Annotated in this window: 12 protein-coding genes; 3 read left to right on the top strand and 9 right to left on the bottom strand. The window is 65.3% G+C overall.

What is annotated here, in order from left to right; genetic code table 11:
* Positions 1–11 precede the first annotated feature (11 nt).
* The 6 genes from F8237_RS11675 to F8237_RS35900 form a co-directional block, all read right to left on the bottom strand.
* Positions 12–1916 (bottom strand): sensor histidine kinase, encoded by a 1905-nt coding sequence (locus tag F8237_RS11675; protein ID WP_151644763.1) that lies wholly within the window; start codon positions 1914–1916, stop codon positions 12–14.
* Complete coding sequence (locus F8237_RS11670) at positions 1913–2596, bottom strand: response regulator transcription factor (protein ID WP_162005999.1); 684 nt, start codon at positions 2594–2596, stop codon at positions 1913–1915. The genes F8237_RS11675 and F8237_RS11670 overlap by 4 nt, the downstream gene beginning before the upstream one ends.
* Positions 2597–2719: 123 nt before the next feature.
* Positions 2720–5476 (bottom strand): DUF2235 domain-containing protein, encoded by a 2757-nt coding sequence (locus F8237_RS11665; protein WP_151644759.1) that lies wholly within the window; start codon positions 5474–5476, stop codon positions 2720–2722.
* 230 nt (positions 5477–5706) lie between these two features.
* Complete coding sequence (locus tag F8237_RS11660) at positions 5707–5958, bottom strand: GCG_CRPN prefix-to-repeats domain-containing protein (protein ID WP_151650524.1); 252 nt, start codon at positions 5956–5958, stop codon at positions 5707–5709.
* 25 nt (positions 5959–5983) lie between these two features.
* Entirely contained in the window at positions 5984–6226 is a 243-nt protein-coding gene (locus tag F8237_RS11655) for a hypothetical protein (protein ID WP_151644757.1), read from the bottom strand.
* 172 nt (positions 6227–6398) lie between these two features.
* A complete protein-coding gene (locus F8237_RS35900; RefSeq protein ID WP_154696357.1) occupies positions 6399–6560 on the bottom strand; it encodes a hypothetical protein in 162 nt (53 codons plus the stop codon).
* On the opposite strand from F8237_RS35900, the gene F8237_RS11650 reads away from it, so the two are divergent.
* Complete coding sequence (locus F8237_RS11650; RefSeq protein ID WP_151644755.1) at positions 6550–7509, top strand: helix-turn-helix transcriptional regulator; 960 nt, start codon at positions 6550–6552, stop codon at positions 7507–7509. The genes F8237_RS35900 and F8237_RS11650 overlap by 11 nt on opposite strands.
* A gap of 132 nt (positions 7510–7641) precedes the next feature.
* On the opposite strand, the gene F8237_RS35895 is transcribed toward F8237_RS11650, so the two are convergent.
* Entirely contained in the window at positions 7642–7818 is a 177-nt protein-coding gene (locus F8237_RS35895) for a hypothetical protein (RefSeq protein ID WP_154696356.1), read from the bottom strand.
* On the opposite strand from F8237_RS35895, the gene F8237_RS11645 reads away from it, so the two are divergent.
* Positions 7817–10024 (top strand): sensor domain-containing diguanylate cyclase, encoded by a 2208-nt coding sequence (locus F8237_RS11645; RefSeq protein WP_151644753.1) that lies wholly within the window; start codon positions 7817–7819, stop codon positions 10022–10024. The genes F8237_RS35895 and F8237_RS11645 overlap by 2 nt on opposite strands.
* A 68-nt stretch (positions 10025–10092) precedes the next feature.
* Here the strand turns inward: F8237_RS11645 and F8237_RS11640 are convergent, their stop codons facing one another.
* Positions 10093–10323 carry a hypothetical protein gene (locus tag F8237_RS11640; protein WP_151644751.1) on the bottom strand — a complete coding sequence of 77 codons (231 nt, stop codon included), beginning with the start codon at positions 10321–10323 and terminating at the stop codon, positions 10093–10095.
* 123 nt (positions 10324–10446) lie between these two features.
* Between F8237_RS11640 and F8237_RS11635 the strand changes: the two genes are divergently transcribed.
* On the top strand, positions 10447–10908 hold the full coding sequence (locus F8237_RS11635; protein ID WP_151644749.1) for a DUF6314 family protein: 462 nt from the start codon (positions 10447–10449) through the stop codon (positions 10906–10908).
* 701 nt (positions 10909–11609) lie between these two features.
* On the opposite strand, the gene F8237_RS11625 is transcribed toward F8237_RS11635, so the two are convergent.
* Entirely contained in the window at positions 11610–11912 is a 303-nt protein-coding gene (locus F8237_RS11625) for a hypothetical protein (RefSeq protein WP_151644747.1), read from the bottom strand.
* Positions 11913–12007: the final 95 nt, after the last annotated feature.

Raw genomic sequence — 12007 nt, 5'->3', positions numbered from 1 at the left:
GAGGGGGCCTTTCAGCCTCCGGCGGCGTCGCTGTCGGGAAAAATCTGCGGCAATTGCAGCCTTACGCGTGTGCCCGAGGAATCCGAGCTGAGATCGAACGCGGCGCCGCAGCGCGCGGCGCGGCTTCGCATGTTGCGCAGGCCTCGCGCGGTCTGGCTCGTGCCCTCGCAGGCCAGCTCGAAGCCCTTGCCGTCGTCGGCAACGCTGATTACGCCGTACGGCCCCTGTCCGTCGTCACGCGTCTCGATGGTCACCGTGATGTGGCGAGCCTGCGCGTGCTTGACGGCGTTGGTCACGGCCTCGTCGAGGATGCGCACGATCTGGATGACGTGCCATGGCCGCAGCTCCGGATGCAGCGGCAGGCCCTGCGGCGTCGCCACGCGCCAGTCGAGCGCGATGTCGTGCGGCCGCAATTGCATCGCCGCGCGCTCGCGCCAGGAGCCGAGCGCGAGCATCAGGTCGCCGCCGATGTCGTCCATGGAGTCGATGACGAGGCGCAGATCCTTCAGCGCGGCGCGCGCCGCGTCCGTGATGGTGGCGCCCTCCTGGCCGCGCTCGGAAAGTGCGACGATGCTGACGAGCTGGCCGCCAAGGCCGTCATGCAGGTCGCGCATCAGCCGCGTGCGCTCGTTGGCAAGCGCGGCGGCGCGGGCGCGCGCCTCCTCGCGCACGAAGCTCGCCTTCAGCCGCTCCTCGGCCTCCCGCACGCGGGTCACGAGCTGGCCGGCAAAGCTGTCGACCTGGTTCAGCGCGCGGGCGAAACGCCACGTCAGGCCGGCGCCGATCGCGACCAGCATCGCCGAATAGGACAGGCGGGAGACGAATGTGCGTTCGTTGGTCACGATCTCGAACACCGACAGCATGTCGTGGATCCAGCAGGTCAGCACGATGGTCACGGCGCAGCCGATCGTGAAGCTTGCGGCGTCCTGCCTCCGCACCACCTCTGTCGCCGTGATGCTGGCCATCAGCAGCAGGCAGATGCCAACCATGGGAATACCGAGAACCAGGAAGAGAATGCGCGGCAGCGGCGGGCCCCCCAGCAATCCGACCACGAACACCACGATGCCCGGCACGAACAACAGCGCGCCATAGCGCGGCCAGCGCCAATCGAAGAACAGCAGGGCGAAAACGACGATCAGCGCGCTTTCGGTCGGCGCCGATGCCAGCAGCACTGCGGCAAGCCGCGAAATGGTGGCCGGCGGCACCGGCGGCGGCACGAACGCCTGCACCACGCCGAGCACCATCGCTGCCGCCAGCACCCCGTAAACCGGCTCGCGCCGCCGCATCAGCCACATGATGGCGAGAATGACGGCGAGGATCGACTGCCAGGCCGAGAACACCACCGGGAGCGTGACGAACAGCAGCGTGCGGGTCTCGAACGCCGGGCGCAGGGCGGCGTCCGGCCCGACATAGACGGTGTCGAGGAAGCCCTTCAACGGGCCCCATACGAAAAGCCGCGCCGTGATCTGGTTGCTGCCGTCATGCAGCAGCGAGGCAGGAATGGCCGCGATCTGCGGCGTGTTGCGGTCCGGGCGGTTGGCGTTGGGATCGCGGCGGGAGTCGAGCACGACGACGCCGTTGACGGCGACCTCCACCGCGTTGCTGAAGCGCGGCAGGAATACCGACCATCCCGAGGTCGTATCACCGTTCCGGAACGTGAAGGTGCCGGTGTAGAGCGGAGGATCGGCAAGCGAGTAACGCGACGAGGTGAAATGCGGCAGCGATACGGGACGGGTCGCGCCGTCCTCGCGTAGCGTAAATCCGTTCAGGGCGAAGTCTTCGGGGTCGTTCGGCTGCAGCAGCCGCAGCCCGAGGATCGTGGCGATCAGGATCAGTGCCTGGAGCAGCAGATAGGGTGTCAGGCGCGACAGAAGTCGCCGCCGCCGCCCGCGAGCCTTCGCCGCGATCTCGCTCACAGCTTGATCAGGCCTTGCTGCACAGCCTCGAACACCGCCTCGCTGCGGGTGTGCACTTCGAGCTTGCGATAGATGTTCTTGATGTGGCCGGGCACGGTCTGCCTGGACAGGCCGAGATGGCTCGCGATCTCGGCATAGCTGAAGCCCTTGGCGATGCCCCAGAGGATGTCGATCTCACGGGGCGTCAGCCGTGCGGTGTTGAGCGCGGGGCCGGGCGGCGGATCGGCCGGGTTCTGCGCCGCGCCTTGCGTTCTGCGCACGATGAAACGGGCGATCGAGGCCGAGATTGGCGAATGGCCGGCGACCAGATCGCGCACCGTGGCGGCGATGTCGGTCGGGAAGGCATCTTTCAGGAGATAGCCGGTGGCGCCGACCGTGATCGCCGAGATCACGCTTTCCTCGTCGCCGAGCGCGGAGATCACCATGATCTCGGTGTCGGGAAAGCGCTGCCTTGTCTCGCGGATCAGCTCGATGCCGTGGCCGTCGGGCAGCCGCAGGTCGGTCAGCAGCACGCGCGGCGCGCCGCCGTTCAGGGCCTGGCGCGCCTCACCGAGAGTGCCTGCGCTGCGCACCTCGTAGCCGGCCTTGACCAGCGCATCCTGCAGCCGCCAGCAGGTCGGCGCGTCGTCCTCGACGAGGAGGATGGTGATGGTTTCACCCATCTCGCCCTGTTCGCTCATGTCCATCGTCCCGCACCGCGTGTCCCCCGCGGCGCAGGACCAAGTTTAGCCGCAGCGCGAGCGCCACGACACCCATAATCATGGGGGCCGATGAGCGGGCCCAGCGCCCCGGACGCGGTGCGCCTACTGCTTGGTCGCGGACGGCTTGTCCGCCGGCAAGGGTGGGCTTGGCAGCCGCTGCACGACGATGCGCGCGGTGCCGGCATTGTTCTTGTAGAACTGTTCGTACGGCCCCTGGACCAGGTCGAGCTGCGCCGGCCGCAACCATGCCGGAAGCAGGGCCGGGTAGATCTGGACGGCGTCGTTGACATAGAAGAACAGATCGCCGGCGTCGGGCGCGACGAATTCGGCGACCAGCCGTCTCGACAGCTTCTGGTTCTCCCAGATCGCGCGCGCCGTGCTGTCGTTCGGCACCGGCTCGAAAGTGCCGAGCTTGCTCAGCGCCAGCTTGAGCGGATGGTCGGCGGGAAGCGCCGCGTATTCACTGGTCTCGTCGAGCCGGGTCGGATACCTGCCCACGCCCACGGTCTTGTCCGTATCCTCCTCGGGCGGAATGGTCGGATGCATCCGGCGCGGCAATTCCTCGGCCGGCATGACGTCGACGGCCTGCAGCGGAATGTCACTCATGCCCTTGGCGCCGACGCGCACCACGGGCTGGAACCAGGCGGCGCCGAACTGTCGAAGCGTCGGCAACGCGAGATAATGCTGCACGAAGTAGGTCTTGAAGCCGTTCGTCCCGCTCATGATGGTGCGGTCGAACCAGGGATCTTCGACCTGGACCCAGACGCGGTACTTGCGCCCCTTCTCGACCGCAAGGCCGCTCCACCAGCAGAATTCCTTTGTCGCGAACAGGCCGCGGGCTTCGATCGGCTCGTCGCGCACAGGCGTTCCGACCTCCGCCTTTGGCGGGACCGAATCCTTGGCCATGGGGGCCGTGCAGATGCTTCCGGTCGCGGTCCGGGCCGTGAAGACGCTGGTCGATCCAATCAGCAGCGCGGAATAGAAAATGATGAAGAGGAGGACGAACGGCAGCACGAGCTTGGCGAAGAACCAGCGGGCAGGTCCCGCGTTTAGCCGCATCCACCGGGCGAAGCCGAGCAGCTTGCCGGGCTTGTCGACATGCTTCTGGCTTGCCATGCGGCGTGGTCTGCTCCAGGCCAGCCGCGCGCGTTCCTGGATGATGTCGCGCAGCACCGTGTTCCTGCGCCAGATCAGGTAGGTGGCAGCCAGGACGATCGAGGTGGCGAACGGGTAATACAGCGTGATGTCGAGCCACGGCGCTGCATAGGATGGCATGACATTTCTGACCAGATTGGCCAGCGGACCCAGCACGGCGCCCGCGAGCCAGTCGAAGGTGGCGATGACGTGCAGCACGATTGTGCCTTGCAGCCCATTGTCCTTCGACACCCCGATCAGCCAGCGCGCGATCCACGGCCAGACCGCGATCACGCCGGCCGCGACCAGCAGCGCGAAATAGGCGACGCGCCGCCACCACACGGTGTCGCGTGTCAGCCTGGCCATCTCGGCGCTGGGCGTGTTCATGCGGGTGAAGTCCTCGGCCTCCTTCTCGCGCCGCGGGCCCTGGGCCTTCGCCAGATAGGCCTGCTTCATCGCTTCGCGGGTGGCGTCCTCGGTGAGGTTCAGCTTGCGGCCGTCCGGCATCAGCACCAGCGTGTCCGCCGGAAGCATGATCGGTGCATAATCGTCGCAGCCGAACAGCATGCGTTCGATGACGGCGAAGTGCACGACCGGCAGGCCGCCATTCACCTCGCCGCCGAGAACCGGGCGCGGCCCGTAGCGATAGAACACGGCGGCGCCGCTGCGTGAATCATGCCTCGGCCCTATCGCCGATTGATAGTCCTTGAAGTGCTCGATCTCGCCGTCCTGGAAGCGAAGCCTTCCTTGGAGCTCGTCGGTCATCCAGACCAGCGGCACGAAGGACAGCGTGGATTCCGGATAGCCCCCGCCGATGTCGGAGTGGACGCCGACGAACCACACCTCCTTGACCGTCTGGTCGGCCGCCAGATGGCTCTGGTCGATCCGCAACGGATGGAAGGTGGTGCGTTCGTCATCCAGCGCGAGTGCGTGACGGATGTGCTTCACCTTTTTCGAGGGCCGGTGGTTGCGGAACGAGATCGGCCAGATCGCCCAGTCGATGGCGACGCGAAGCTCCTCGATGGGGACACCATAGGCTTCGACCGTGTCGAACAGTCCGAGGAATTCGATGTCGATCTCCTCGCGACCGCGCATCGCCGCGCGGACATCGGCGTAGGAGCGGTGCCGGCAGATCAAATGATAGAAATAGAGCAGGACATCGCGGATGAGGCGCGCGATCCAGATCGTCGGCAAGCTCTTCTTCAACGGCACGGTGCCGCGGCGGTACTCCCGCCATGCGGCCATGGCGTTGCGCTCCATCTCCTCGTGCGACACCGGCGTGTTGTCGATCACGGCAGGCACGAGGCCCTGGCTGGCGATCATCGACGCCAGCGTGCGTGCGGTGAAGGCGCCGCGGCTGAAGCCGAAGATGTAGATCTCGTCGCCGGGACGCCAGTTCCAGCACAGAAAGCGGTAGAGCTTGCGGACGTTGGAGGGAACGCCGATGCCGGTGGCGCCGTCGAGGGCTGCGAGCGGCGCCCAGCCGGCGGTGCCGACGCCCTTGATGTAATGCGCGATCTGATCGGGCTGGGTATGATCGAGCGCCTCGTAGAGGCGCCAGACGCTGGATTCCTGGGTTGTGAACGCGTTGCCGGTGCCGTCGGCGAACAGCACCAGCTTGCGCGGCGCCCGTGCATCGGATGCATTCGCCGCGGTCCCTGAATCATCGTGCGTATCGACCGGCCTTGCAGGACCGCCACGCAGCGCTTCGTCCTGATGCGTCATGGACTCCTCCGAAAACTCAGGTCGATGCTCTATGGCCCGCCCGAGCCGCATCCTTGAAATTCATGCGTGATTTCATCGTGAATCAATGGATGCATTTCACAGCCGTCTCGCCCCGGCCGTCTATGAACTCCGCCACAATCGGCAAAAGAAAAGCCCGGGCAAGCCGGGCTTTGAGTCCTGATTTGATGCAAAGCGGTCGCGGCTGCGCAGCGTCCGCCCGGGGCCGGTCGTTACCTGCCGTTGCCGCGGCAGGCGCCGCCGGGGCCGATATGGTAGCCGCGCGGGCAGGCGTGCGCGGCCGGGTTGGCGTAGTTCCTGAGGCAGCCGCCATAGGGCCCGCGGTGCCAGCCGGGTCCGCAACCGCCTGCAACGGCGATGACATCGCCATTCGCGGACGTACCGGGCGCAGCGAGCGGCATGGCTTCGGCAACGCCGGTGATTGCGCCGAGCGCGAGCGCCACGGCAAGCACGGTTCGCATCATGTTTGTGCTCATGACTGCGCTCGCTTCAATGGCCGGCCGCAAACGCGATGCCGGCGCGGACCTCGCCGATCGCCTGGTCGATCAGCCCGATCGCCTTCTCGCGATGGCCGCCCTTGTTCGGCTCGGCCTTGCCAAGCTCGGCGCGCGCCGATTGCAGGATCGCGATGGCTTCGTCCATGTGCGGCTGCGCGCCCAGCGCGTAACCGATGCACAGGCTGGTTGCGATGGCGCCGCCGAGCACGAGGCTGCGGGGGTGAGAGGTTCGCATGTCGATGTCTCCTCCAGCGGGCGTCAGGCTGGGGCCGCCCGTTTGCCCGGATGCGGTGCCTTATGTGGCGGGTTGCCGCATCCGCTGCTTGAATAGGGCCCGCTCATGCGGCGCGTCTTGGACTGTCCGGCGCCGGAGGCGTTGCGGCTTGGACTGACCGGCGCAGTTTGATTCACGTCAGCGTGCTGATAGCCTGCGGTACGCCGGTCTTCAGCGGGCGATCATTTCCGGCGCCACGAGGTTCGGCGATCGCCAAGGACTTCTTGGAAAAACAAGTACTTTTTGGAAAAATCAGAAAAGCCATTCTCGAAAAGTCGTTCTCGATGTCCGTCATCAGGAAGTCGCTCTCGACCGAGATGCTGCCGCAGGATCTGTCCGACCGGCAGCGCTTCATCCGCTTCGCGGAACTGTTCGAGCATTTCTCCAACACCGGCGAGCTCGATCCGGCGTCCGACGTGCCGTTTCGCGCCACGATGAACTCGATCCACATCGGCACCACCATGCTCGGCCGCTGCGACGGCAGCTTCGTCACTGTACGGCGGGAGAAGCGTCAGGTGATCGAGACCGGCGACGACCGCTTTTGCCTCGCGCGCAACACCGGAGACCGACCATCGCAAGTGATCCACCGCGGCCGCGAATTCACCATGCGGCCGGGATCGATGGTGCTGCTCAAGCTCGACGAGCCGTTCTTCGCCGCCGACGGCGCGAGCCACAAGCGCTTCACCAACGTGCATCTGCCGGTCGATACGTTGCGCGCGATGGTCGCCGATGTCGACGGTCTCGTCGGCTGCGAGCTCGAATCCGGTGGCGCGCTGTCGCTGGCGATGGACTACAGCGATCTGCTCCTGCGCCATCCCACGGCCGCCGACGAGGCCGGCATGGCGATTGCCGGCCATCTGCTCGATCTTGCCGCGATCGGTCTCGGGGCCCGCCGCGATATCGCCACGGCCGCGCGGCGGGGGGGCCTGCGCGCCGTGCGGCTCAAGGCCGTGCTGTCGATCCTCGAGGCACGCTTTCACGAGCCGGATTTCTCCGCACAGAAGCTTGCCGCCACCGCCGGCCTCTCCGAGCGCTACGTCAACGAATTGCTGTTCGAGGCGGGCGCCAGCTTCACCACCCGCCTCACCGAATTGCGCCTGCGCAAGGCCGCCGACCTCCTTGCGCATCGCGAAGGCCGCATCAGCGACATCGCCTTCGCCTGCGGCTTCAACGATCTGTCTTATTTCAACCGCTGCTTCCGCAGGAGGTTCGGGTTGACGCCGACCGCGGCGCGCGGGACATGAGCAACAAGGCGCAGGGCTGACGTCCTTGCGCGATTTGAAAATCGGCGTGACCACGCCGTTAATTTGCGAGCCCGTAATCTTACGGGCGATGTGGTGCGGAGGCGCGTCCACGACGTGAAGAAGGCCGGATTGTCAGGGAAACGGCCCGGCGGGATGCGCGATCACGACGCGGCCGCGAACAGTCCGCTGGAGCGGTTTCCCTGTTTCTTTACCCATCAGACCTAGCCTTTCGGCAAACCGCCGGTTGAACAGCGGCCAGCATTTCTGCGCGCGCGACCAGTGATGTCCAAACTCCAACGGCAGCATCATGGCCTCTTTTCTCAGTGAGCAGCTCGATTTCATTTTCTTCTTTTACGGCCTCGCTTTCATCCTGCTGGGTGCGACTTGCTCCAGGTTGGCGAGCAGCCAGGGCGCCGGCCAGCATTGGGCGATGCTCGGTGGATTCGGCTTCGTTCATGGCGTTGCCGAATGGCTCGACCTGGCGGCGCTGATCGTCGGTGACTCCCTTGCCTTTGCGATGGGGCGGACAGCCGTCATGGCCGCCTCGTTTTTTCTGCTCATGGAGTTTGCCCGGCGGAAAGCGATCAGGCTGGGCCTGAGGCCGCCGGGTCGCTGGATCTATCCGCTTCTGGCGCTCGCGATCGGATTCGTCGGCGTCACCCAGGGTGTCGTCGCAGCCAACATCGTCGCGCGCTATTCGGCGGGATTCGTCGGCGCGCTGGGAACGAGCCTCGCGCTGGCCTGGTCGGCCAGACCGTTGCCTGGTCTCGCCAAAGGCCTGACGCTCTCGGCATCCGCGGGATTCGCGTTCTATGCGATCGCGGCCGGCCTCATCGTTCCTGCCGGGGCATTCTGGCCGTCCACCCTGATCAACCATGGCGCATTCAGCGCATTGACGGCGATGCCGATCCAACTCGTGCGAGGGCTGCTCGCGCTCTGGATCTCCTTCTCGATCTGGGCCGCCTGGAGCCAGCGACTGGCCTCGGACGTCTCGTCGCCGCGTTACACCGCCTATGTCCACCACCAGTTCGTCTGGACGGTCCTCGCCACGGGCGTCATTCTGCTGTCCGGCTGGGCGCTGACCGAACATCTCGGCGAAATCTACAAGCAGGATGTTGAAAGGAGAGCGGCCAGCGACATCGATCTGCTCGCGAGCCGGCTTGCCGGCGAAACCGCCACCACCGAGGCGATGGTCAGGTCCCTGGCCGGCGCCCCGTCCGTCCTGCCTCTGTTGAGGGGCGGCACCAGGAAGGAGGTCGAGGCTGGTCAATCGGTGCTGGATCTCGACATCGCGGCATCGGGCGCCAAGCGCGGATACATCCTGAATCGCCTTGGCGACGTCGTCGCGTCGTCCAATGACGATGACGCACTTGCGGGATCGTCCAGCCACGCGTCGGCACCCTACTTCCTGAAATCGATGGCGGGTGCGCCGGCCTACGAGTTCGTATTCGAGCCCGACACCGGCAAGCATGACTATTATGCGAGCTATCCGATCAAAGGCCGCGATCACGGCATCGTCGGGGTCGCGGTCCTGACCAGGTCGCTCGATGATTTCGAAGCAGATCTGAAAAACTTCGGGCGGCCCTATTTCTTGGTCGATCCCGACGGGGTGGTCGTGATGACCAATCAGCCGGAAGCCATGCGCCGCACCCTGTGGCCGTTGTCCGAGCCAAGGCGACTTGCAGTGGCCTCACGCATCGGCACACCGGTCCAGAAGCCGATGTTCGAGAGTAACGTCGTCGACGAAGTCTGGACCAATGTCGACGGCGTGCGGAATTTCGTCCGCCGCCGCTTCGCCAATCACAGTGATTGGTCGCTGGTGATTCTCAAGCCGACGCGCGAAATATTCGCCACGCGTTTTCTGGGCATCGTGATCACGCTGCTGGTGACGATCGTGGGTCTCATCTACATGGCGACGAAAGAGCGCAAGATCCATGATGACGTCGTGCAGGACAGCCGGTTGAGACTGCAGAAGCTCGCGCAGGACCTGCGCGTCAAGGCGACGACGGACGCGCTCACCGGACTGTTCAACCGCGCCAAGCTGACGCCCATGCTGCTCGACGAGATGAAGCGCGTCGATCGTTACAACACGCCGCTCTCGCTCGTGATGTTCGACATCGATCACTTCAAGTCGATCAACGACACCCATGGACACCTGATCGGAGACCATGTTCTGGTTCAGCTGTCCCGCCTCGTACAGAGGCAGATTCGAAGCAACGACCTTCTCGCCCGCTGGGGTGGAGAGGAATTCCTGATCATGCTGCCCGGCTCGGACGGTCCGAAGGCATTCGGGGTCGCCGAGAAGCTGCGCGAGGCCATCGCGGCGACGGACTTCGGAGAAGTCGGGTCCGCGACCTGCAGCTTTGGTGTCGCACAATATGTTCCGGGTGATGCGCCGGACCAGTTACTCGCCCGCGCGGATGCCGCGCTGTATCTGGCCAAGAACGGCGGCCGTAACCGGGTCAAGCTCGCGCCGCAGCCGGATCGGGAGACAGCGGAGCAGCTTCGGGCATAGACCGGAAGCTCGCGTTCGAAAAACGAAAGCCGCGCGGCAGGAATTGAACCGCCGCGCTGCCGGGCCGGCTATGTCTCCACCCGCGGCGGCGGATAGCGCCGGGCCAGCATCGACAGCGACAGATGCCGTTCGTCCTCCGGCAGCGCCAGAAAGGCCAGCACAAGCGGCCGCTTCCAGTCACTGACGCCGAAATCCATCGACCTCCATTTCTGCGGCTCCGGGCCTTCGAGGCCCCGGACCCAGACGAAATAGCGCGGGAGGTCGTCGGCGTCCGCCTCCGTCGTGCGTCTCCGGGCCATCCAAGCTGCTCGCTGCATCACCATCCGTTGCGGTAGGATATAGGTATCGGCTCGCCGAAGTCGAACTCCCGGCTGCCGGTCCTTTTACGCTGGACCGGTTGGCTGGTGCGCAGGCCTGAAGATATGAACGAAGCCACGATCGATAGCTGGGGGGGCTCCTCGGACGTTACGAAAAGGCTGATCGGCTCGTGGTCCATCGACCGGGTCATCGTAAGCCAGGCAACGATGCAGGGCATCGCGACCTTCACGCCACTGGACAGGGGACGGTTGGCCTATCGCGAGCAGGGACATCTGAAGCTTGCGAACGGCACCATCGTGCAGGCCGAACGCGAATACGTCTTCAGCAGCAGCAAAGGAGGATTCAAGGTCTTCTTTAGGGAAAATCCACCGCGGCTGTTTCACGAGATCTTTCTGTCCGCCTCGACCGGAGGAGCGCTGAGCGGACGTGCGCGCCATCTCTGCAAGCGCGACGACTATCAGTCGGCCTACATGTTCCTGCTGGATGGAACGTTCGTCGTCCGTCATGTCGTGTCGGGTCCATGCAAAGGCTACACGATGGACACGACCTACACGCGACGGTCGTAGCCGGGACCGGGATGGCCGGAGACTTCCGTATCGGCTGGGGACTGGCGAAAGGGCGAGAGGACCGTGAATGCGGCTGATATCAAGGCTCGCGCCCTAAATATTCCGATTGACCGAATTTCGGAAATGACGTATGTATGCGCCATCCCGGCCCAAGGATAAGGGGCGTTTCGCGATCGTCACGATACGTGGGCGGGGTGGCGGTGGACGTGGAGCGCATCGGCGCGCAAGCAATCGCAGGGCGGGTTTCGCCCGTGAGCGGTTGAGCGGCGCGCGCACGACCGGTGCGGTCCGCGTACGGCAAAATCGTGTGGTCCTGGCGCCCGCAGGCTGGCGTCAAGCGTTGCGGTGATGTGGCGGCCCGACCGGGTCCGCGCGTCAGCCATCCGCAAGGCGACGGGGGCAATAGTGCATCGCTCCCCGGGGAGAGCGCGTCATAAGCCGTCAAACCACTGCGCAGGGAAAGGCCGGGATGTCCAGGCTGCCCTGTATGCCGCTGTGCAGCCTCTTGTAGCGCAACTCTCGCACAGTGGACCGCGGGTGCCAGCCGGCGCCCGGCCTTCCCTGCGCCCTTTCCAAGGAAGGGGCGTCACGAGAAGCGCACAGCTCGGGCGCGTTGCGTCGCGAGGCTATGTCCGCATGTCTTCCGGCTGTTTGATCTTCCGGCTGTTTGAAAATCGAGTTCAGCCCGTTCGTCCTGCCGCTCAGCGCCAGAGCTCGCTCTCAGCGACGCGGTTGATGTCCGCGAGCCGGCGGTGGGCGTCGGCATGCAGATCCAGGCTCTCAACCAGCGTCAGCAGGCGGTGATAGGCGCCGTCGGCAACCTCGACCGGCAGCGGGGCCTCGTCAAAGGCCTCGACATAGCTGCCCACGAGTCCGCTGAGCAGGCGGCACAGGCCGCGCTGGGCGGGATCGTCCCGGCCGAGCGTCTCGAGCTTCTGCTGAAAGGTCCGGAAGGTGCGCAGGCCGTGGTGCTGCTCGGAAAGCCACGCGTGCAGGTCGTTCATAGGAGCCTCTTCGAATGATGGAAGAAGCTACCGGTTTATACAGGCGGGATGTGACGATTGGAAGGGAGGGGGAATTGAGCGTTGCTAAAACAGTC

Origin of the sequence: Bradyrhizobium betae, assembly GCF_008932115.1 — a bacterium.
Lineage (GTDB): Bacteria > Pseudomonadota > Alphaproteobacteria > Rhizobiales > Xanthobacteraceae > Bradyrhizobium > Bradyrhizobium betae.
The sequence above is the reverse complement of the archived record's forward strand: the minus strand, read 5'-3'. Positions and strand labels throughout refer to the sequence as shown.

Excerpts from the sequence above, each read along its gene's own strand:
- F8237_RS11670 (WP_162005999.1), bottom strand. The coding sequence starts at position 2,596 with ATGAGCGAACAGGGCGAGATGGGTGAAACCATCACCATCCTCCTCGTC.
- F8237_RS11665 (WP_151644759.1), bottom strand. The coding sequence starts at position 5,476 with ATGACGCATCAGGACGAAGCGCTGCGTGGCGGTCCTGCAAGGCCGGTC.
- F8237_RS11660 (WP_151650524.1), bottom strand. The coding sequence starts at position 5,958 with ATGATGCGAACCGTGCTTGCCGTGGCGCTCGCGCTCGGCGCAATCACC.
- F8237_RS11655 (WP_151644757.1), bottom strand. The coding sequence starts at position 6,226 with ATGCGAACCTCTCACCCCCGCAGCCTCGTGCTCGGCGGCGCCATCGCA.
- F8237_RS11650 (WP_151644755.1), top strand. The coding sequence starts at position 6,550 with ATGTCCGTCATCAGGAAGTCGCTCTCGACCGAGATGCTGCCGCAGGAT.
- F8237_RS35900 (WP_154696357.1), bottom strand. The coding sequence starts at position 6,560 with ATGACGGACATCGAGAACGACTTTTCGAGAATGGCTTTTCTGATTTTT.
- F8237_RS11645 (WP_151644753.1), top strand. The coding sequence starts at position 7,817 with ATGGCCTCTTTTCTCAGTGAGCAGCTCGATTTCATTTTCTTCTTTTAC.
- F8237_RS35895 (WP_154696356.1), bottom strand. The coding sequence starts at position 7,818 with ATGATGCTGCCGTTGGAGTTTGGACATCACTGGTCGCGCGCGCAGAAA.
- F8237_RS11640 (WP_151644751.1), bottom strand. The coding sequence starts at position 10,323 with ATGGCCCGGAGACGCACGACGGAGGCGGACGCCGACGACCTCCCGCGC.
- F8237_RS11635 (WP_151644749.1), top strand. The coding sequence starts at position 10,447 with ATGAACGAAGCCACGATCGATAGCTGGGGGGGCTCCTCGGACGTTACG.
- F8237_RS11625 (WP_151644747.1), bottom strand. The coding sequence starts at position 11,912 with ATGAACGACCTGCACGCGTGGCTTTCCGAGCAGCACCACGGCCTGCGC.